General features: G+C 61.5%; 15 protein-coding genes. 7 read left to right on the top strand and 8 right to left on the bottom strand.

Annotated features, from left to right (window positions below; all coding sequences use genetic code 11):
- Nucleotide 1: 1 nt before the first annotated feature.
- The 4 genes from KEC45_RS06465 to KEC45_RS06450 all read right to left on the bottom strand — a co-directional run bounded on the left by KEC45_RS06465 (nucleotide 2) and on the right by KEC45_RS06450 (nucleotide 7,692).
- Nucleotides 2-4,648 (bottom strand): MupA/Atu3671 family FMN-dependent luciferase-like monooxygenase, encoded by a 4,647-nt coding sequence (locus tag KEC45_RS06465; RefSeq protein WP_062181628.1) that lies wholly within the window; start codon nucleotides 4,646-4,648, stop codon nucleotides 2-4.
- Between the two features lie 111 nt (nucleotides 4,649-4,759).
- Entirely contained in the window at nucleotides 4,760-5,677 is a 918-nt protein-coding gene (locus KEC45_RS06460; RefSeq protein WP_062181632.1) for a glycosyltransferase family 2 protein, read from the bottom strand.
- Nucleotides 5,674-6,828 carry a glycosyltransferase family 2 protein gene (locus KEC45_RS06455; protein ID WP_062181633.1) on the bottom strand — a complete coding sequence of 385 codons (1,155 nt, stop codon included), beginning with the start codon at nucleotides 6,826-6,828 and terminating at the stop codon, nucleotides 5,674-5,676. The genes KEC45_RS06460 and KEC45_RS06455 overlap by 4 nt, the downstream gene beginning before the upstream one ends.
- 39 nt (nucleotides 6,829-6,867) lie before the next feature.
- Nucleotides 6,868-7,692 (bottom strand): 2OG-Fe(II) oxygenase, encoded by an 825-nt coding sequence (locus tag KEC45_RS06450; protein ID WP_062181636.1) that lies wholly within the window; start codon nucleotides 7,690-7,692, stop codon nucleotides 6,868-6,870.
- A gap of 181 nt (nucleotides 7,693-7,873) precedes the next feature.
- On the opposite strand from KEC45_RS06450, the gene KEC45_RS06445 reads away from it, so the two are divergent.
- Together KEC45_RS06445 and KEC45_RS06440 are read left to right on the top strand one after the other, a co-directional pair.
- Nucleotides 7,874-9,094, top strand: a complete 1,221-nt coding sequence (locus KEC45_RS06445; RefSeq protein ID WP_083435807.1) for a glycosyltransferase family 4 protein — start codon at nucleotides 7,874-7,876, stop codon at nucleotides 9,092-9,094.
- Between the two features lie 5 nt (nucleotides 9,095-9,099).
- Entirely contained in the window at nucleotides 9,100-10,473 is a 1,374-nt protein-coding gene (locus tag KEC45_RS06440) for an oligosaccharide flippase family protein (protein WP_238586665.1), read from the top strand.
- A gap of 106 nt (nucleotides 10,474-10,579) precedes the next feature.
- Here KEC45_RS06440 and KEC45_RS06435 read toward each other — a convergent pair whose 3' ends face one another.
- From KEC45_RS06435 to KEC45_RS06420, 4 genes are all read right to left on the bottom strand, one after another.
- Nucleotides 10,580-12,151 (bottom strand): O-antigen ligase, encoded by a 1,572-nt coding sequence (locus KEC45_RS06435; protein ID WP_062181646.1) that lies wholly within the window; start codon nucleotides 12,149-12,151, stop codon nucleotides 10,580-10,582.
- A complete protein-coding gene (locus KEC45_RS06430; RefSeq protein WP_152682375.1) occupies nucleotides 12,151-13,680 on the bottom strand; it encodes a hypothetical protein in 1,530 nt (509 codons plus the stop codon). The genes KEC45_RS06435 and KEC45_RS06430 overlap by 1 nt, the downstream gene beginning before the upstream one ends.
- Before the next feature lie 140 nt (nucleotides 13,681-13,820).
- A complete protein-coding gene (locus KEC45_RS06425) occupies nucleotides 13,821-14,789 on the bottom strand; it encodes a hypothetical protein (RefSeq protein ID WP_062181652.1) in 969 nt (322 codons plus the stop codon).
- A 188-nt stretch (nucleotides 14,790-14,977) separates the two neighbouring features.
- Nucleotides 14,978-15,700 carry a WecB/TagA/CpsF family glycosyltransferase gene (locus KEC45_RS06420; protein WP_238586666.1) on the bottom strand — a complete coding sequence of 241 codons (723 nt, stop codon included), beginning with the start codon at nucleotides 15,698-15,700 and terminating at the stop codon, nucleotides 14,978-14,980.
- Between the two features lie 523 nt (nucleotides 15,701-16,223).
- On the opposite strand from KEC45_RS06420, the gene KEC45_RS06415 reads away from it, so the two are divergent.
- From KEC45_RS06415 to KEC45_RS06395, 5 genes are all read left to right on the top strand, one after another.
- Nucleotides 16,224-16,697, top strand: coding sequence for a polysaccharide biosynthesis/export family protein (locus KEC45_RS06415; protein WP_238586667.1), 474 nt, complete (start codon nucleotides 16,224-16,226; stop codon nucleotides 16,695-16,697).
- A gap of 118 nt (nucleotides 16,698-16,815) precedes the next feature.
- Entirely contained in the window at nucleotides 16,816-17,850 is a 1,035-nt protein-coding gene (locus KEC45_RS06410) for a porin family protein (protein ID WP_252171671.1), read from the top strand.
- Nucleotides 17,847-19,352, top strand: coding sequence for a Wzz/FepE/Etk N-terminal domain-containing protein (locus tag KEC45_RS06405; protein ID WP_062181661.1), 1,506 nt, complete (start codon nucleotides 17,847-17,849; stop codon nucleotides 19,350-19,352). The genes KEC45_RS06410 and KEC45_RS06405 overlap by 4 nt, the downstream gene beginning before the upstream one ends.
- Nucleotides 19,336-20,127 (top strand): CpsD/CapB family tyrosine-protein kinase, encoded by a 792-nt coding sequence (locus KEC45_RS06400; protein WP_083435808.1) that lies wholly within the window; start codon nucleotides 19,336-19,338, stop codon nucleotides 20,125-20,127. The genes KEC45_RS06405 and KEC45_RS06400 overlap by 17 nt, the downstream gene beginning before the upstream one ends.
- 104 nt (nucleotides 20,128-20,231) lie before the next feature.
- Nucleotides 20,232-21,197 (top strand): hypothetical protein, encoded by a 966-nt coding sequence (locus KEC45_RS06395; protein WP_062181667.1) that lies wholly within the window; start codon nucleotides 20,232-20,234, stop codon nucleotides 21,195-21,197.
- Nucleotide 21,198 lies beyond the last annotated feature (1 nt).

Below are 21,198 nucleotides of genomic sequence, written 5' to 3'. Positions count from 1 at the left end.
ATCAGCTCCTCGCGAGCGCACGTGCAGCGCCGCGGCGCTGAAGCGCGGCCCGCCGGTTGTTCGCGCGATCCTGTCCCTCGCGCGCGGCCGCGACCTGCGGCTGCGACACCGACAGATGCGCCGCGAGCGTGGCAACGGTTGGGAACCGGAAGATGTCGGTCAGCGATACCGGCTTTTCCGATACCCCCGAAAGGCGGCGGTGGAGTTGCACTGCAAGCAGCGAGTGGCCGCCGATATCGAAGAAATTGTCGCGCAAACCGACATTGGACAGGTTGAGGAGGTCGCACCAGATCTTGTGAATCTGTGCTTCCATGCCGCTGGCCGGCTCGACCACCTCGTTCGCCGGCACCTCGATCGCGACGCGCGCGGGGTCGGGCAACACCTTACGATCAATCTTGCCATTCGGTGTCCGCGGCAATGCGTCGACCTGAATGAAGGCCGACGGCACCATGAATTCGGGCAAGCTTGCCCGCAGATGATCGCGTAGCACGTCGTTCGACGCCACGCCGGTCGCCGCCAGATAGGCGATCAGGCGCGAGTCTGCGGCTCCCTCCGCGCGATGCGCGACGACCACCACCTCGACAACATCGGGATGATCGGCCAGCCGCGCCTCGATCTCGCCCAGCTCGATGCGATAGCCGCGAACCTTGACCTGATGATCGAGCCGGCCGAGGAATTCGAGCGTTCCGTCGGAACGCTGCCGCACGAGGTCGCCCGTGCGATATGCCCGGCCCCCGAATGCGACCGGATCCGCGATGAAGCGCTCTGCGGTAAGTTCGGGGCGATCGAGATAACCCCGCACCACGCCGTCGCCGGCGATGATCAGTTCGCCGGGCGTACCCGGGCGGACCGGCTGCATCCGCCGGTCGAGAACATAGACCTGCTGGTTGAGCAAGGGACGGCCAAGCGGCGGTACGTCGTCATCGGCCTGCAAGACATGGGTCGCCGACCAGATCGTCGTCTCGGTCGGGCCGTACATGTTCATGACGGCACCATCGACAAGCGAGAACATGTCGCGGGCGAGGTGCGGCGGGAAAGCCTCTCCACCGACCATCAGGCGCTTGAGTTCGGACAGGTGCGGACGCGCCGCCCCATCGCTCGCCAGCACATTGAGCAGCGACGGCGTGCATTGAAGATGCGTGACGCCGTGCTGCACCATCAGTTCCGGCAGGCTGTTCTCGGCGCCCTCCGCCTCTGCCGCGGCAAGGCAGCGTAGACGGTTGAGCGCAGGCAGGCTTTCAAGCACCGTATCGGTGGCGATGCCGAAGTCGATCAGGCAGCCAATCTCGTCCACCCCGATCGCCTGAAGGCGCCGAATCAACGGCAAACAATCCTCGGGCGTCCCGAAAAGGCCGCTGGTCTCGAAATAGCGATCGAAGGCATGATCGAGCAGCGCGTCGGTTTCCTCGTCGCTGAGCCCCGACAATTCGATTTCCTTGCCCGCCTCGGCGCCAACCGGCTGCCTGAAGGTCGGGAACGACCAGGCATATTGTTTGAGGAGGTTGGTCGAAGTACGCAGATATTCGGTCAGCGGCCCGTGCACGATCGACCGCACCTCGTCGGCGTTTTCGCCGACAAAGCTGTGCAGCATCAACGTGACAAGCCCCTCGCCCTGATGGCCGGCGGCTGCCCGGGCACGGCGATAGGCGGCGATCTTCGCGGCCACTTCCTCGACATTCTGCCCCAGCAGGTGCGTCAGCACATTGGCGCCCGACCGCCCTGCTTCCTCGAATGTCTGCACATTGCCGGCCGATGTGATCCACACCGGAAGTTCCGGCTGCACCGGACGCGGGTAGGTCATCAGTTCGACATCGCCGAGCGGTCCCGGGAAGCTGCGCGCCTCGCCCCGCCACAGCGCACGGACATCGTCCATGTTGCGCTTCAGCGCACCGTTGCGATCGGCGAAATTGTCGGGAGCAAACACGAAGTCGTTCGGCTGCCATCCGGAGGCGAAAGCGATACCGACGCGGCCGCCCGACAGATTGTCGACCAACGCCCATTCCTCGGCAATCCGCGCCGGATGGTGCAATGTCGCGACCACGCTCCCCGCGCGAATCTTGAGCCGCGAAGTCGACGCCGCAAGCGCGGCGGAAATCACGGCCGGATTGGGATAAGGTCCGCCAAAGGCGTGAAAATGGCGTTCCGGCGTCCAAACCGCCTCGAAACCATTGGCGTCGGCAAAGCGCGCGCCCTCCATCAACAGCCGATAGTGGTCGGCGGCGCTAGCGCCATCCGCGCTCGCAAAATAGAAGAGGCTGAATTCCGGTGCCTTGCCTCCATCGCGCGATACGACATCGCCGCGCACCTCACGCTCTGTAGCGACCACCACATGATAGCCACGCGTGAGCGGCCAGCAGATTTCGAGAACCGAGATATCGAAGCTGAGGCTCGTCACCGCCAACCAGACCCCGTCGGGTTCGAGCTGCCGGTCCATCCCTGCGAAGAAATTGACGAGTTGCCGGTGCTCGATCATCACGCCTTTCGGCAGGCCGGTCGAACCGGAGGTGTAGATGACATAGACGAGATCCTCGCCAGTCGCACCGCCGTCGAAAGCTTCATCGGACAGCATGGCGAGCTCGCCATCAAGCTGGTCGATGCACACAAGATGCGCCCCGGCGGCGGGCAGGTCGCCGACCAACGACGACTGGGTGACGATTACCGGCATCCCCGAATCCGCGATCATGTGCGCAAGGCGGTCGCGCGGATAGGCGGGGTCGAGCGGAACATAGGCTCCGCCCGCCTTGTGGATCGCCAGCACGCATATAGCGAGCTCGACGGATCGTTCGACATTGAGGCCGACCATGACGTTGGGCCGGACACCCAGACCATGCAGATAACGGGCGAGCCGATTCGCGCGTGCGTCGAGTTCGGCATAGGTCATGCTGCGACCACGCGCGGTAACTGCGACCTTGTCGGGAGTCCGGCGCGCCTGGTCCGCGATCATGTGATGGACGCCCGACGCGGTCGAGGTTTCGCCCGCTTCGGCATTCCATACCCGGATCACCTGGTGATATTCGGCCTCATCGAGTAACGAAAGGCGGCCGACCGGTGTCTCGGGCGCGGCATCGGCCGCCGCCAGCATCCTTTCGAACCCGACCCACAAATCCGCGAGCGCGGCATGGTCGATCCGGGCCGGATCATGGATCAACCGGCAGCCGCTGCCATCGCCGGCAATGGCCAGATGGAGTACCGTCCCCTGCGCGGAGACGGCCTGATCGAGCCGATCGACCAACTGCACGGAGACGGGAAAGCCGAAGCCGTCCGATCCGCGCAGGTCCGGCATCCGTGCGATCAGATCGCGTGCGATCGCGATCCGCTTGTGCATGGCGCCGACCTCGTTCGCCAATCGGTCGGCAAAGACGCCGAGCGGTTGCCCCCAGTCGATCGCAACATGCAGCGGCATTTGATCGGCGAACCACGGCGCGACATCCTCGAGCCGGGACAGATAAACCTGATCAACATATCCGATATCCACGGTATCGCGGTCCGCGACGCGACCCAGATAGGCAACCCATGCCGCGAGCAGGTCCGACGGGACCCGTCCGGCGGGAGCCTTGCGGTCCGACACGATGGGCGCCTCGTACCGATCACCGCTTTTCGCCTGAAACTGCGGGAGCAACAGCGCATCGCGACCGGCAAGCCGGCGATGCCACCAGCCTTCGTAGTGCGCCGAGGCGCTGTCCAGCGTACCAAGCGTGTCCAAGCGGTCGCCGCCGATCGATTCGAAGCGTTGGCCCGCGGACAAAGGCGCGAACGCCAGAGGTCCGCCGTCGGCATCGGTCAGCCGATCCAGTCGGATATCGCCGCTGCCCGTGGCGACAATTGGGGACTCGCCGCCATCAATGATGGTCCCCGGTGCTGCACCGCTGGCCCGGTCCAGCGCAGTTGCAGCATGTACCAGGATCAACCGATCGCCCAACAATGTCTTCGCAACGCCAAGGGGGTTGCGATGGGCACCGAAATCGAGCGCGGAAACCCGGCGAGCAATTTCGTGCGCAGGCGCGTCCCAGTCGATCGTCGCGGCGGCGACGGGGCGTGCTTCCTTGCCGTAGAAGCGTTCCGGCGGGCTCGATACGGGCTGGCGGCGCTCGACCGCAGCCGTCAAATCTTCAGCCAATGCTGCAAAAGTCCGCAGTCCCGCTTCGAAGCATTTGGTGTTCAACGACAGCGCCGTTTCGCCGTCTTCGATCGCAAGGGTTTCGCTAGCCAGAATGTCGCCGCAATCGACCGCGTCGGTCATCAGATGCCATGTTACGCCATGTTCGGATTCGCCCTCCAGCAACGCCCAGCTCGGCGTGTTGAGCCCGGCATAGGCCGGAAGCGGGCCATCGTGGAAATTGATCGCGGCGCGTGACGCCAGTGCAAGCACATCCGGCGACAAGACGGTCAGATTGGTGATGCTGAACAGATAGTCGATCGGACCGAGGTCGGCCTCGAGCAAATCTTTCGAACGTCCAAAGAGGGGCACGCCGGCGCGGCGCGCCCAGGCGGCAGCCGGCCCTTCGGGTGCGACGACCGCGACAATCTCGTGCTGCTGCTCGAGCAGCAGCCCGCCACATGCCCCAAGCAAGGTTTCGCGTCCGATGAGGATGCTGCGCTGCTTACCCTGATGCACGCTGGATTCGCTGGACGGAGCCGGTCCCGCCATGATGTTCTCCTTTGAGCACATCGTAGGGCGGAAGCGGGGGCGCAACTACTTCAACAACTCCGTAGGCAAATCATGTGGTAAAAATGGGGAATGACGAAATCACACCCCCGGTCATTTATACTCGATCAGCCTGCGACGCCTGCGCCAATAGTCGATCTGGCCCTGCAGGTGCGGGAGCTTGCCCAGCGTGATGAAGCTGGCCTGCAAAGCTCCGCCGCTGAAATAGACACGTAGCCACAGCAGCGGCCACAGCGGCCAGAAGATTGGGAGCGCCCACAAGAGGTTACTCGCGACCTGGTGACCCAGTCGCGGATTATATTCGCCCCGGCGGCTATAGGCTTCCGCGGTCGCATAGCCGCTGCGCCGGCTGCGTTGCCACCATTGCCGAAACTCGGTCATCGCGGCGTCGTGGATCGTCATGTCATGACCGATCCGGCGGATCCGCCAGTGGTTCAGCCGGATACGATGACAAAGATCGGGCTCTTCACCCGCGATCAGATCCTCCGAAAAACCGCCGACCTCGACGAAGGGTTTGACGCGAAACAGCGCATCGCCGCCACAGGTTTCGGCGATACCGACGGGCGTGTTCCATTCCTGATCGCATAGTTGATTATAGGGGCTGGCATCCGGCGAACGTTCGCGCCGACGGCCGCACACCGACGCCAGATCGGGCTCGGCCCGCATCGCGTCCATCGCCTTGTCCAGCCAGCCCGCGACCAGTTCGCAATCGCCGTCGATAAAATGGAGATATTCCAGATCGGGATAATGCTCGATCATCCACTTGGCCCCGGCGTTGCGCGCCCGCGCAGCGGTAAAGGGCAAGGCCCGGTCCAGGTCGACGACCGGCAGACCGCGACCGCGGGCAAAGTCGCAGCTCCCGTCATGCGAACCGGAATCGACATAGATCGCGAGCGACGTCTCCCTCAGCACGCTGTCGACGCAGGTCACCAGCCGACTGCCCTCGTTGCGACCGATAATGACGAAACCGACTTCGCCCGTTCGCGTGGCGGCGGCATTCGTGTTGGTCATGATTCGCGCTCCGTGCGTATCCATTGCTTTTCGCGGCGGACAAGAAACTGTGCCGCGATCGGCAGCTTCCAGAGCATGTAGGCCGGAATTTGCGCCACAGTTCGCAACGGCAATATGTCGCGGCCTTCTGCCCGCCAGGCTCGCGCAAGCCCCAGACAGAGCAAGGCCAATGCGAGTGCAAGAAGCAGAACCGAAAGACTCGCGCCCTGCACCGCAACTCCGACCGCAAGCAGGAGCAGCGAGACGACGAGCAGCATGACGGTGGGGGGGACCATCAGGTCGAAAGCCACGAGAGCGAGCCGCCAGCGCCCGCCGATCGCACGCCCCAGCAGCGCGGGAACATAGCGCCCCATGGAGTGCAGCATGCCATGTTCCCAGCGCCGTCGCTGACCGGCCGTGCCCTTTTCGGAACTCGCGGCGCTGACGAACAGCGCGTCTTCCTCAAATGTGACGCGTTCCCCGGCCAGCAGAAGATCGAGCCCCATATCGAGATCCTCGACGAGCGACGCCGCCCGCCACTCGATCGCATCAAAAATCCGGCGCGGAAAGGCCATGCCCGATCCCTGAAGCAGTGCCGAGCCGCCCAAGCGTTGCAAGGCACGCTGGCGAACGAGGTTCTTGATCAGGAAAGCGAAGCAGGAAATGCGTACCCGGGCCGACGCGTTGATGGGCGGAGCCATAAGATAGGCGCCTTGCACAACCGCATCGTCCATGGCGGCGGCAGAAGCGAGTTTCGCGAGCGCGGCCGGCTCCGCAAGGCAATCCGCATCGACAATGATCACGATATCGCTCGGCTGGTCGCGGAGAAAGGCGCGACCGAACTCGAGCGCATGTCCCTTGCCCCTCAAAGACGAATCGAAGCGTTCGATGACGTCGGCGCCCAATCTTCGGGCGATAGGCGCCGTATCGTCGCTGCAATTGTCGGCGACGACCAGCAACCTGTCGCCCTCGCCCAGTTGATCCAATATCGACTGGACGGCGGCGGCGATTCCTCCCGCCTCGTCATGGGCGGGCATCAGTACCGTGAAATGCGGCCGCCCTTCCCGTTCTGGGAGCAATGTGGACTTCTGCGCGCCCGATCCCAGCAAGCATTGAAGCGCAAGAAAAGCCACCAACACCGCGGCGCAGATACAGAGCGAAGCGATTATCATCGCCCTGCCCCTCCGAAGCGTCCCCCCCTCCGCATGGCGTTATCCGTTCTTTCGCCGTTGCAGCGCCGGAGGCAACCAGTCGGCCTTGAGATGGTGGAACAGGACTCGCCAATCGCGCTTGTCAGCGCTGCCCGGCCGTTGCCGGAAATCCGTCGTGCGTTCGATCAGGCCATCGTCCTGTTCAAGGCCGGCCGTGTAATAATAGGTTGCGATCGAACGTCGCGATCGGTCTTCCGGGCACGACAACGGATCGGGATGACCATGAAAAGTGTCGCGATCCGTGGAAAAGATTACCGCACGGCCGAAGAGCGGCATGATCCGCTGCGTGGCCGCCCGCATCCGTTTGTCCCACAACTCCAGCGCGCCGCCAAATTCGTCGCGCCAATCGTCGTTCAGATAGATGAGCAGGTTGAGCCGGCGCGTCACGCCCATTTCCTTGTGCCGAGGAAAATCGGCATGGATGCTGAGATGACCGCCACGCTTGGTTTCATGAAGCCCGGCGCCTGCGTGATAGGGGTCGGGGATCAGCCCCTGGATGCCCGTGAGCCCGGAAAGGAACGACATAAACGCCCGCGAATTCAGCTCGGCGAACAACATTCGCGTCAGCGGCCCTTCGCATTGGTCAGGTCGAAACTGGAATTTCAGCCGCTCTTGCTCGCGCATGAAGCAGTCCTGTTCCCCATTGTCCGGGAACTCCTCAGCCACGCCGCGCAAAAAATCGCGATCGAGAAAATCATCGAGAACGATGTGAGGAAACGGCTGGTTCGCTTGATACGTCTCCGCCCACAACACGCCCGCAGCATGGCACTGCTCAGCATCGAAGCACCGGTATCCCCCCAGGTCTTTTAAACGGAGTACATGCATTCCTATCTCGTCCGAACGTCGACAAGACCCCGGGACGGAAGGGGCCGGTCTTTCTTACCATTATCAAACACGCTCGGCGGGGCCGGAGCAAGCCGGGGAAATCACCTTGGGAGTTCTTATAATCGACAGAAAATAGTGCCGGGGCTAAAACAGCAGATGGAAACTCCCGGAGAAAACACCAGTGCATGTAGCACTTTACTCTCCTCATTGGCCGCCTGCGGGGGCAGCGAACGGAATCGTCAGCTATGTCTCTACGGTAAGGGAATACCTTATCGCCCAGGGGCACAGGGTCACGATATTGTCCGAAGGGCGACGCTATCCGAGTGATGGCGTCGACATGCCGCTGCTCGCGCCAATCGAGACACTCGGCGGATTCGGTCGGCTGCAACGGCGGATTTCCCGCCGCATAGACACTTATCACGGCGGCTTGCCACGCCTGGGTCAGCAACTGGCTGCGCAGGTCAGTGCAGCCCATCGCGCCGACCCCATCGACATCCTCGAAATGGAAGAAAGCTTCGGCTGGTCGCACACGGTGCAGCGCCTCACCGGAATTCCGGTCGTGACGCGTTTGCATGGCCCTCACTTTCTGAAGCCTCCCAAGCCGCGAACGGCTCGCGACAAGCTGAACGACCTGCAGCGTTGCCATACCGAAGGACGCGCGGTGCGGACTTCACATACGTTGACCGCACCAACCCGCGCGATGATGAAGGTCACCTGCGAGAATTACCGGCGCCCGGTTCGGGAACGCGACGCCGTCATCCCGAACCCCATTCGCCTGCCTGCCCAAAGCGAACGCTGGAACCTTGCAACGTGTGATCGCAATCGTATCCTGATGATCGGACGCTTCGATTATTGGAAGGGCGCCGACACCATGCTGCTGGCTTTCGAGCAGCTACTGCGTGAACATCCCGATGCCAGGTTGACGCTGGTCGGGCCGGTGATCGGCATTGAGACGGGCCCGGGGCAGCTCGCCGATTTCGAGGCATATGCGCGTGCGAACCTCTCACCGGAAACAGCACGACGCGTCGAATTGACCGGGACGCTGAAGCCTTCCGAAATCGCCGTGCTCCGTCGGCAGGCCTTCGTCACTGTCCTCGCCTCGCGGGTGGAGAATTTTCCTTATGCCCTGCTTGAGGGGCTTGCCTCGGCCAGCCCGATGATCTCGACCGATTGGCCTGGGTGCGACGAGATCATCCAGCACGGGGAATCAGGCTTCCTGACGCCGATCGGCGATCCTGAAGCGCTTGCGCAGCGGCTTGTCTGGATGTTCGACTATCCGGAAGCGGCCGCACGGGCGGCTGAGAACGGTGGACATCATTGCGCCAGCCATTTTTCCGTCGAAACGGTCGGAGCCAAGCTCGTCGAATGCTATGAGGCCACGCTCCGGAACAGCGCGGAGTGACCTCAGTGCCCGTGTCCGCGCTGGTCGATGCCCCGCCGCCAGGGCCCTCCTCGCGCATCCACCGGTTTCGGGACATTGCACTCCGCGACACCAACGTCGTCGTCGTTTCCGTGGTTCTCGGCAATCTGCTCCGCGCCTTCAGCAGCGTCGTCCTTACGCGCCTGCTGGTGCCGGAAGTGTTCGGCATTTCAGGTGTCATCGCCTCGATCGTCTTTGCGTTCGGCATGATATCCGACCTTGGCTTCCAGGCCTTTGTTGTCCGTCACCCAGACGGCGAAAAACCGCGCTTTCTCGATACGATCTGGACGATGGCGGTGCTCAGATCGATCGTCCTGACAAGTGTCGTGTTCGTGCTTTCACCGACAATTGCAGGTGTCTTTGGCAAGCATGAGTTGGCACCGCTGATCGCCGCGGCATCGCTGACTTTCGTGCTCGAAGGGGTCGCCTCGCTTACCCTTTTGACGGCATTGCGACATCGGATGGTCCTGCGGCTGTCGCTGCTCGAACTCTCCGTCATGGTTCTCCAGATATTGCTGTCGTTCGTCCTCGCTTATTATTGGCGAAACTATTGGGCGATATTGGCCAGTATGCTGACGGGAAGCGCCTTCAAATCGGTGCTCAGCTATCTGCTTTTTCCGAACTCGCTGCGTAAACCAGCTTTCGATCGGCAATATATAAAAGAGCTCTGGGGCTTTGCGCGCTTCGTTACCGGCTCCAGCATCATCACCCTGTTGCTTCTGCAAAGTGACAAGTTCGCGCTAGGGCGATTGATGTCGCTCGACCATTTCGGATTCTACATTCTGGCCAGCAACCTCGCCACCGCCCCGCTCGCCTTTGCCACAGCATACGCCAGCCGCGTCCTTTTCCCAGCCTACTCACAGGCATGGCGTGACGGCGAAGAGAATCTGCGCGCGCTATTTTATGCTAAGCGCCGCCTGCCGTCGCTCCTTTACTGTTTCGCAGCGGGCGGCCTGATCGGTTCCGCTCCGCTGGTGATCGAAATATTGTACGACCCTCGCTATTCGACGTCCGCAATCTATCTACAGATACTGGCGATCGCACCGCTCTTCGCGCTCGCGTCGAACAGCGGCAACGAAACATTGACCGCGACGGGACACATCAAGGTGACCTTTCAAGCCAGCGTCGCAAAGCTGATGTGGTTTTGTATCGCGGGGCCCGCGGGCTATGCGCTTGGCGGTGTCCTAGGGCTGGTCATCGCGATCGGCCTGATGGAAATTCCGGCCGTCCTTCTCAAATGGGTTCAGATGCATCGCCTGCAATATCTTGACCTTCGCCAGGAGCTGCTTTTCCTTGGGGCAGGCGGTGCCGGCATCATCGTCGGAGCCGTAGGCGACTGGCTAATCCGCCCGCTTCTCTGAGAACCCGCATCGACGAAGAGCCGGAAGAACCGAGGGCGGCCCACGCAATTTCGTCGCCTGTTCTCGGACGGCTCCCCTTACCCGGGAAGGACAGGCGCGCGGCGCCTCATGTCCTGTAGAAAAGCAGAAGCTCCGGTTTATCATCAGCCTCGGCCGGGCTTGTTACCACCTTGGATTCGCGCTGCAGACGCAGAAACGCTGCGGCGAAGCCGAACAGGGCGAACAGATAGAAGGCTGGTCGTGTTCCGAAGGAGGTAAAGAACAGCATCTCCATCATCATCAGAAGACAACCAAAGACGAATGCTCCGGCACCCACGTCGCGCTTCGACGCGCCCTGGAACCGCCCCTTGCGCACGATACCGGTCAAGAAAAGAACGAACGGCGCGACAAAAACGATAAGGCCGAACAGACCCGCAATCAGCATGATCCACATATAGGTATTGACGAAGTCGATGATGCCTTCCCCCTGCACCAGATCGGGCAGCAAGTGGTGCAGTTCAGCCGTCGAATAGCCCATTATCGGGCGATTGGCGAACACCTCGAACCCGCGGCTCAATAGCTGACGCCGATAATCCGACGAAGCGCTCGACCCGCCGGACAGCCCTAGAGTCTCCGACAAATAGGGGTGAAACTGCGCGGCAAGAAACAGCAGGGAGACAGCGCCGGCCGCCACAAAAAACTTCTGCCCCAGCAGGGCATAGCGGCCGCGGAGCGCATCTGCCGCGACGATCGCGATGAACAAGCCGACCCACGCGCCACGTGACTGCGGCGCCACCAGCCCGGCCACCGCGACTGCCATCAACAACAGATAATAGCGGCGGCCACGGATGAAATCGCGCGACAGATGGAGAGCCATGATGCAAATCGCCAACACCATCGCTACCGAGGTCGGTTCGACAAACGGCCCGCCAGCGCGGATCAAGCCCGCCCGCACCTTTACCAGCATCAGCGTCGGCAATTCGAAGAGCCGATAGAGTTCCTGATATACCGGCCATGCCTTCCAGACCTCGAAGATCAGAAGCGCCGCGATCACGACCCCGCCCGCGCCCAGCCACAGCATCGCCGACTTCAACTCATCGCTGGTACGCACACCGCGGCTCACGATGTAGTAAGGTAGCGCAAGTTCCAGCGAAACTTCGGTCAGCGCACGCAAGTGGTGAGAGACGCTCGTCTCGCGCGCCACGGCCATCGCAATTGTAAACACAACCAGCAGGACGGCAAAATCCCATTCGATACGGCACCGCCCCTTGGCGGGGTTCACGAAGATGGCCAATGCCGCACCAATTGCCAGAGCATCGTGCACGCCGAATTCGACGAGCTTGAGTGAGCCAAGCTCGAGCGTGTAGTCAAGGCCCGGCAAAAGCAGCAGGCTGAACAGATATACCGGCGCGATCAGATTGAAGCGCCGCGCGGCGACCGGCACCCAAAGACACATGATCACGAACAACAGGCCAAGGCTTGGAACAGACCATGCGAGCACCGGCATCGTCACCGCGATCGCCAGCATGCGCGTCTCGATCGGCTTGCGGACGTCGTGCTTCAAACTGAATAGAAACAGCAGGATGGCCGCGGCGCTCACCGTCCCAACGAAAAAACTCGGCTTCACGATAAGATAGTCACCCGCCGCGAGGCGAAATGTGAGCGCAAGACCGGCAACTAGGATTAGGATGGCAGGCATTAGCGCGCTCCCGCTTGAAATTGCCGGACGGCGCGCAATTTCGGCGCCTGGTCGACTGGTTGCCCCGCATATTCCATCAGTCCCCACGAACCATAATCCGCGATCGGCGCGGTCGACGCGTAGAGCATCAGCGTACTTCGAATTCGCCTGTCCCACTCGGCCAGATAGCGTCGATACACCTCAGCCATGCGCGGATCGCGCTGCAGGGCGCGGGCCAGCGCAAGGTCGGAAGTCACGAGATGTTGTCCCCCTTCGTAAGCGATGAACCGCTTACCATGTTTCGACGCAATAGCCCGGTTCTCATCGGCGAATTTCATCGTATGCTCGATCGCCTTTGGCATCCCGGCAAATATACGGTCGAGATCGCCGCTGCCGAAGCCGTTCAAGTCGAACCATATGTATGGCGCCGTTGCCAAGGCATCGACCCAGCGCGCCGTATCGGCATCGTCGAGAATGATGTTCGCAAGGTCAGACCAGGCATGCTGACTGGCGGCGATACGAACGAGATGTTCGGGCCGGTCGGCATAGACCTCGGTCCAGATCTTCATTGCCGCGCGCGTTTTCTGGGCATAGCGGATCATCTGCGCACGCTTTGCGTCCCCGCCGCCGAGCTTCATCATCATGCCTTCACGCTGCGCCTGCTGGGCCGCGTCGAACATGTCGTTCCACACTTCGTTGCCCAGCTCGACATAGACGGTCCGGTCGGGATTCAGCTTTGCGCGAACCAGCCGGGCAAACTCGCGAATATAAGTTTCGTCGGCCTTGTACGGCATGAGAAACCAGGGATCCGCACCGGTTTCGTTGGCTACCGCGATCATATCCTCGATCGAAGCACCTGCGGCCGTCACCTGACTCGAATAGGACTGCCGGGCGCGCGTCTCCCAACTCACATCTATATTGTCATTTGTCTTCTGCCAGTCGAGGAAACGCACGACCTTGAAATCCTTCACGAACTTCAGAAAATCGGGATGAAAGCGCGCATCGCGGGGAAAGGCGGGGTCGCGGCAGTCGATATCGCGGACGGGGTTCGCTGGATCGGTGCTGATGAGCTCGATCCATGCCCCCTCGTCCGCCGCACCGGTTGGGGACAGTTCAAGTGTCAGCCAGCCCTCACCGCGATCCTTGACGCGTGCGACGCCACCCGACGAAATTTCGCCGCGACCATGATATTCGCAGCGCACGTCCACCGTACGAAACGGCGCGGGAGGGAGCATAAGGGGGCGCGGCGCGGTCTGCCCCGGCTGGAGGCTGCGTACCCAACCGTTCCGATCGAGCTGCGCCGCCGGCATGAGCTTCCAGCCCTGCCCCTGCGACGAGAACCATTCGCTTTGTGTTATCAGGTTCAGATAGACCTGGTGTCGATTGAAATTGGCTAGTCCGAACAGATTGATACCCAGTTCGGTTCGCGCATCCGGTGGCGGAGGTGCGGCCGGCGCTATCTGATCGGCAGAATCCGCCTGGCCGGTCGCCGCAAAGATGGTGATGGCAGCGGCGACGACAGCGAAAAATAGCAGACCGACCTTCAACAACCTGCTGTCCCGCGGCAAAAGCGAGCGGCGCCTGGCTTCAGGATGCGACATGTCTTGACCTCTGACGTTCGTCGAGCCGACAGGCATCGCGGCCGCAGCATCTTTGGCGGCCGACGCCAAGAAGGAACCGGTGGCATCGATCATGCTGTCTCTCCGCGCCGGAAGGGATTGTCCGCGCCGTCTCCACGCAGGATCTTTGGCCAAGCCCGCGAGAAACGCGCCCATTTATAATAGGCTCGCAATCGCCCATCGTCCTGCCGCCACTTCGTATCCCTGACGTAAGCTAGATATATTCCTGCGAACTCGTCCGCGAGATATCGGGGGCAATCGATCGCTACTTTCGCCTGCTGCTGGCGCCAACGGCCCATAAAATCCCGCGCGAACTGTTGGAGCGCCCGCGCCTGTTCCGGATCGAGATCGTCCGCGACCCAAGGGTCGGAAGGCAGGCTGCCGTACAGCGCGATATGGCTTATCAGCGCGATGTAGTAATTGCCGAGGTGTGTCAGGTGCACATCGTCCGCGAACAGCCGTTCCATCGTCACGCGGGTCGTCGCGGCGCTCAAGCCGCTCACCCCCGTTTCGGAAGCCGCCTGCTCGACCAGCGCGGCAAGCGCCTGAGCAGCTGGGATTAATCGTACCGGCCGCGTCCGTCCCTTTTCGACCAATTTATCGTTGATCGTCGTTGTCGTGCATTGCCAAGCCCGCGTTGCCGCCTTTTCATACGCAACCCATCCCGCGGGATCGTCTAGGTCGTCGACATTGAGCCACGCCGCATAGAGATAGGTCTGGCCGTTGGGATTGGAGGCGAAGAAGCGCGCTTCATAATCGACCGCATTGCCAATCGTGTCGTTCCAGATCAGGCTTTCCAGAAGCGTGTGCACTTCGTTGAGCACAAGCGTGTCATACGCGTGCCCTGCGGGCGCGGGCGCCAGTTCTTTCAGCACGTTAATCGGCCGGCCATCCCGATCGGTCCCCGCGCGATAGCCGCTCCCCGACGCAGAACCGTCCCCTTGCGTCCGCGCGCGCAGCGACGATCCTGCGAGATGCTGCATATTCCATTCGAGCGTGTTGCCCGTGCCGTCGGCGATCGCGGCCAGATAGTCCGGCAAAGGCCTGTCAGTCAGGCTGTGGCCTGAAATGAACAGCCTCTTCGGCGCATCGGACTGAGAGCCGAAAGCGGCGGAGAAAGTGGCCGTGGGCGAGGATGGTTTCTCTTCAGTCATACATCCGGTCAGGCCGATGAGCGACAATGCCAAGAGCACGCGAGCGGCAATTCCATTGCGTGAGCCGCGCCACATCACGGCCGCGCATCGCGTTTCCAGTCGCGCGCGATCTGGAAGATGCCCGGGCCGTCATATAGATATCTGCGCCACATGCGGGCCGGATCCGACAACAGCCGGTGGAGCCACTCGATTGCCAGGACACGCATGAACCGCGGCGCGCGCTTTTGGACGCCGGTCAGGAAATCGAGGCTTGCGCCGACGCAAAAACCGATGCCGCACGCGCCGCCTGCTTGCTTCACCCGATAAGCCAATATTTCCTGCTGCGGCGATCCGACAGCCAGGAAACAATAGCGCGCGCGCGTTTCGACGACGAACCTGACGGCCTGAGCCACTTCCGCGGGATCCTTGATGAACCCCATCGGCGGATCATAGTGATGGACATTCTGCAGCCCATAGCGGTCGGCGATACCCGCTACGAGTTCGGCGTTGCCGCCGATGATCGCAACCTTGTCCGCAGGCCTGATCGCCTGCTCGAAAATCTGCTGGGTCAGGTCGCTGCCCGGAATCACCGGCAACACGACCCCCATCCCGCGGGCAAGGATCGCAAGGATCTTGCTGTCGCACAACGTCGCCCACGCCGACCGGTAAACCGGCCACAAGTCCGACCGGACACGCTGCAAGCGGACAACATGATCGACATTGGGCGTCACCACATAGGCGAACGGGGCATCCTCTTGCCGCTCGACCAGCATTTTCAGCACGGAAGCCATCGTCTTGCGCGTGAAAGCGATGTCCATGAAGACACCAGCATCAAGGTCCACAAGCTCGGACGAGGGTGACGAGGCGGGCAACGTTGCCAAAGCGGCGAACCTTCTTGCGAAACGGAATCGGGAACGCCGGTAGGATGCCTGCGAGCCGCCCCGCATTATGCAGATATGATCGTTCAATTCTGCTAGGCGAAATCCCTTCCGAATATACCCAATGATCTATGCGCCGAGCGACGCTCCCCAGCGTAAAAAGGCATCTGAAATATCCCACCCCCATAGGAAGGACCGCAATCAGCGAATTTCGGCTCGCGGCGCGGAGAACTAGGATGCTGTCCACTTAGTTGTTCGGGGAGTCGAAATCGTGTTCTCAACACGCCGCCAAATATCAGGAAGCCGTTGCGGCGCCCTTGCAGGAAAGGGCTTTGGCGCAATTGCATGTGCTGCGCTGGTCCTCCAGACCCCGGCAGTCGCCCAGCAGGAGGCAGCGGCCAGTATCACCGCCGATGCTACGGCTAACAGCCAGTATAAGGTAAACACGGGCGACGAGCTCGACGTGTTCGTCTGGGGCGAAGAACGGATGCAGCGCGCCGTGCGCGTGCAGCCGGATGGCACTTTTTCCTTTCCGCTCGCCGGCACCGTGCAGGCCACAGGCCGCAACGTGTCCGACATCGCCGCTGAAATCCGCGAACGCATTTCGGTCAACTATCGCACATCGGTCCCCGATGTAACGGTATCGGTCCGCGAAGCGACCGGCATGCGCTTTTATGTAGTCGGCAAGGTTCGGACGCCCGGAAGCTTCACGAGCGGCACACCCGTCAACATTCTTCAGGCGCTCAGCGTCGCGGGCGGCACAGCCGAGTTCGCAGACATCAAGAACGCCGTGATCCTGCGCCAGACGCCGAATGGCCAAGTCGTGGAACCGGTCAAGCTCTCTACTATTCTCAAGGGCGGCCGCGCGATGAACGCCGGCGTATTGAGCAGCCCGCTACCCATGCTTCTGAGCGGCGATGTTCTCGTTATCCCTTGAACATGTCTCCGGAAGCCTGCGCCTGTTTGCGATCGGATTATTTGCCGTAGCGATGGCATTTGTCCTTGCAGCCAGGAGCGAAGCGAAACCGACTGTAACCTTGGAGGTTGATACGTCCGTGCTGGTGTCAGACAATCCTTTCCTGACGACAGAAAAAAAGAAGGCGACGGGTGCCGTCGAACTCGTCGCGCGCCCTCGCGTCGAGTGGCAGATCGACCCGCGGACCGATGTCGACTTCACGGGGGAAGTGGGTCTCCGCCAATATTCGCGGCGTTATGGCAATTTCGTCACCGGGCGGTCGGACCTGCAAATCCGTCATCGCCGCAACGAATATCTGACCGTCGCCGGCCGGGCGTCGTACCGGCGCGATCTTGTATCGGACGCACTGACCGACAGCATCGACTTCGCGATCGATCCCCGCAGCATACGCGAGAGCGTCGAGGGGCGAGGATCGGTGGCTTGGAGCCCGAACGCCACGACGACGATCACCGGCGAGGGCGGATGGCAACGGCTGCGATATCCCGACTCCGATCTGCTCGAGACGACGAAAGCCTATGACTTCGGCGTAGGCGTCAATAAGCGTCTCAGCGAAAAGCTGACGGTTGGCGTTCAAGGCAATCATACTTCGAGCCGGATCGTCAACGGCGACAACACATCGGTAAACTCGCTGAACCTCACCGCGACCCGCCGGTTCGCAACTTTCTGGTACGGCGGAGCGCAGGTTGGTGTCGAATGGACTAGGCTGCGAGACCCCGTCACCCTGTCCCGTGAAAGCCGCGCCCGTTTCAACGGCAGCGCCAATCTTTGCTATGAACCCGACGGCACATCAGTCTGCCTCAGAAGCGCACTTCAAAGCGAAGTCAGCGGCCTGGGCGGCCTTCAGCGCGAATTTTCGGTCGGCACCGCAATCCGGCACAGAATCTCCGAATTCGGAACCATCCGTTCGGAAGTCGACTATCGCCGCGCCCGCCTTCCCGGCGATGGCACGCCGGCACGCGTTTTCCGCAGTGCGGTTGGCTATGAGCACCGGATCGGGCGTAATCTCTATCTGACACCCAACCTAGCCTATTTGCAGCGCAACCGGCGGGCAAACGAGAAGGCCGACGCATTTGTTTTTTCGATCGGCCTATCATTACGAGGAGCAGGCGAATGAGCGCTGACCACGACAGCGAAGGTCTGGGCATTTATCCGCGCGAGATCGCGGCCGCCCTCTATCGCAAGCGCAAATGGATCATCTTGCCAGTCCTTCTTGGGCTGCTGATCGCCACGACCGCTATCCTGCTTCAAAAGCCACAGTATCGCTCGACCGCGACGCTGTTGATCGATTCGCAGCAGATTCCGACAACCGTGGTTGCCGCGCCGCTCGCACATGTCGCGAACGAACGGATCGCCAAGATTCGTCAGCAGATACTGAGCCGCGAGCGCCTCTCGCAGTTGGTCCAGGAAAACAACCTGTTCCCCGACGAACGCAAGGATATGCCGATCGACGACGTGCTGGAGGTTGTCCGTAAGGCGATCGCCGTCGAACTGGTCGGCGCGAACGAGGGCCAGCCTGGCGGCGGCGGCTCGACCATCGCATTCTCCCTGTCCTTCACCTACTTCGATCCGGTGAAAGCCCAGGCCGTAACGCGTCAGTTGACTGACACCTTCCTTGTCGAAGACAAGCGCTTCCGCACCGAGCAGGCTACCGGCACGGCAGCATTTCTGGCGCGGCGCGCCGATGAATTGCGACGCCAGTTGGGAAGTCTCGAAGAGAAGCGGCGCGAAGTCGAAGCGCGTTACGCCGGCGCTTTACCCGACCATGTCGCGATGAGCGCGCAATCGAACTCCGCGCTGCGCGCAGAGGTGTCGCGGATCGACGCTGAATCACAGGGTCTTTCGCAACAGGCGAGCCTTCTCGCGGCCCAAGCCGACGAAAATGCGCGTACCCCACCGGGCGTGGAAGCGTTGCGCCGCGCCGAAGAACGGTTGGCCCAGTTGAGTGCGGTCTACGCCGACAACTATCCGGAAGTGATCTCCGCCCGCGCAGCGGTAAGCCAGCAACGCGCCGCTTTGCGCGATTCACAGGCATCGCAGGGCAGCAGCGTCGTCCAACGCGAAATCAGCGCCAGCCATGCCCGCACGCGCATGCTTGCGGCGCGCCGCGCCGAACTTGTGGGATCCATCGCCGAGATGGAACGCCGCGCAGCGCAGGCGCCGCAGGCCGCCTATGAATTGAACATGATCGAGCGCGAATATGAAAATATCCGCCGGCAATATGAGGCTTTGCGTGAGAAGCAGCTAGACGCTCAGGTGTCGGTGACGCTTCAGTCCGAAGACAAGGGCGAGCGCTTCTCCGTCGTCGATGAATCGAGCATGCCGCACCACGCGCTCGGAGCGCATCCGATCACCATCCTCTTCGCTGGGCTGATCGCCGGGCTTGTGGTCGGGATCGGTACCATCCTGGGTTACGAGCTTGTCGCCGGGAAAATACATGGTGCGGAAACGCTCACCCGATTGCTCAACTCCCCGCCGCTAACGGTTATTCCCGAAGCGAACCGTCCGCAGCCTCTGACGCGTCTAACGGCTGTTTTCGACCAGCTGAAGTCGCATGCCTATGCGGGTCAGATGTCCAATTATATCCAAAAGCGAGGTAGCCATGCGAGCAGAAGCTGAAACGGGCAAAATCGTATCGATCGCTCCTCCCGTTAGCGGGGATACGCCAACAGCCGACCAAATGCTGGATCCCGAACTGCTGCGACGCAATCTTATCGTCGGCTTCGAGTCCACCGACAGCGAGAATGTCCACCCATTTTCCGTCCTGCGTTCGCAGTTGCTGAAGCACGTCCGCGCGACAGGTTCCCGCGTTTTTGCGGTGATGTCCGTCCAGCCGGGCAACGGCAAGACCCATGTTGCCGTCAATCTCGCGGCGGCTCTCAGCCGCATTCATCCTACCACGCTCGTCGAACTGGACCTGCGCCGACCGTCGATTGGTCAGACCCTTGGCCTTTCGCCCATTCGGCCTGGCATCGACGACGCCCTCGGCGAGTTGGCTACGCTGCAGGACACCGGAATGCGTATCGACGGGACCAAATTGACCGTCCATCGCGTGCGCACGCCAAAGGCCAATCCGGAGGGGCTGCTTTCCCTGGACAAGCTGACGGCGTTGACCAACGCTATCCGCAATTCCGACGATCAGCCAATCTGTATCATCGATACACCGCCAGCCGTGATCCATGACGATATCATGTTGATTGCGCCGGCGGTCGACGGGGTCATCATCGTCGTTCAAGAAGCGCGGACTTCCAAGCGCGCGCTGGTCAATATGATCAAATCGCTCAGCCCGACGCCCGTCATCGGCGCAGTGCTGAACCGTTCCTTGTCGAGTCCGCTCCAAATGAACGAATATGAATATTACTACAATGCCATGTCGGAGCCCCAATCACCCTAGCTAGATCCGCCGGTCGTTGAACCGTGTCTCTTTTGCCCGATCCCCACATCGGTTTTCTGCCCGCGGCACGTCGGTCATCTGTTGGCTTGTGAGAAGGGTTCGCGATGCTCAGTCAAATCATCGAACAACGCCGACGGTGGCTCAGGGGCATGCCTGCCCGCATGGCCCTGAAACTCTTCAACCGGCCAGGCGTGCGTATCCTGCTTGGTCGTAAGTACAGCGACGCAATTCGTATCCACCAGCCGATCCTGCCCCGACTTTCCGAAATCGACGCAAAAATTGTCGATGCCTTGGAAAGGGACGGTGTGTACATCACGACGGTCGATGCCCTCGGATTGGCGGACGCAAATGCCGTGATCGAAGAGGCCCGGACACTGAGCGAAGCGTTTGCGGACGAAGCGCGAGCGCGGGTGGCGAATGGTGAGGTCTTCGTGATCGTGCCCCCGGATCGAATTATCGATCACCCTTCAATCTATCTCTTTGGCCTTCAGGACAGGTTACTGGATATCGCCGAAAGCTATATCGGGCTGCCGCCAGCCTATGACGGCGTGACGATCAATTACACAGTCGCCGACGGCCGCGAGGTTTCCACCCGTAAATGGCACCGCGATTGGGAAGATCGGAGGATGCTCAAGGTCGCGATATATCTGGACGACGTGGACGAGGATGGCGGCCCGTTCCAGATGATCAGGCGGCATGATATGCTGCAAAGCGACGAGGCCGGGTTCAACTATGAACTGGTGGATGACGCGGCCCTGACGGAAACGCTCGGCGCCACATATGCCGATGACATCGTCAGTTGTTGCGGCCCGGCCGGAACGGTGATCTTCACCGATACGGCTCGCTTCTTCCACCGCGGCAAGCCGGCCACCGCGCGCGATCGGATGGCCGTATTCTACAGTTATTTTGCCCAGAGGCCGCGCCATCCGTTCCTGTGTGAGCGGACCGGGATGCAGCGCAGCGATATCTCGCGGCTGGCCAAACCCCTGCCGCCACGACAGCAGCGCGCTGCACTTTGGCGACAATATCTTTCGATAGCGCTGCGGATCATTCCTCCCGCATCGCTCTGAT

This window comes from Sphingopyxis sp. USTB-05, from assembly GCF_023822045.1.
In the GTDB taxonomy this organism is placed as follows: Bacteria; Pseudomonadota; Alphaproteobacteria; order Sphingomonadales; family Sphingomonadaceae; genus Sphingopyxis.
Note: the sequence above shows the minus strand (reverse complement) of the source record. Positions and strands in the feature narration are given on the sequence as shown.

Coding starts and splice junctions, on each gene's coding strand:
- KEC45_RS06465 (WP_062181628.1), bottom strand. CDS start 4,648: ATGGCGGGACCGGCTCCGTCCAGCGAATCCAGCGTGCATCAGGGTAAG.
- KEC45_RS06460 (WP_062181632.1), bottom strand. CDS start 5,677: ATGACCAACACGAATGCCGCCGCCACGCGAACGGGCGAAGTCGGTTTC.
- KEC45_RS06455 (WP_062181633.1), bottom strand. CDS start 6,828: ATGATAATCGCTTCGCTCTGTATCTGCGCCGCGGTGTTGGTGGCTTTT.
- KEC45_RS06450 (WP_062181636.1), bottom strand. CDS start 7,692: ATGCATGTACTCCGTTTAAAAGACCTGGGGGGATACCGGTGCTTCGAT.
- KEC45_RS06435 (WP_062181646.1), bottom strand. CDS start 12,151: ATGCCTGCCATCCTAATCCTAGTTGCCGGTCTTGCGCTCACATTTCGC.
- KEC45_RS06420 (WP_238586666.1), bottom strand. CDS start 15,700: ATGGACATCGCTTTCACGCGCAAGACGATGGCTTCCGTGCTGAAAATG.
- KEC45_RS06405 (WP_062181661.1), top strand. CDS start 17,847: ATGAGCGCTGACCACGACAGCGAAGGTCTGGGCATTTATCCGCGCGAG.
- KEC45_RS06400 (WP_083435808.1), top strand. CDS start 19,336: ATGCGAGCAGAAGCTGAAACGGGCAAAATCGTATCGATCGCTCCTCCC.
- KEC45_RS06395 (WP_062181667.1), top strand. CDS start 20,232: ATGCTCAGTCAAATCATCGAACAACGCCGACGGTGGCTCAGGGGCATG.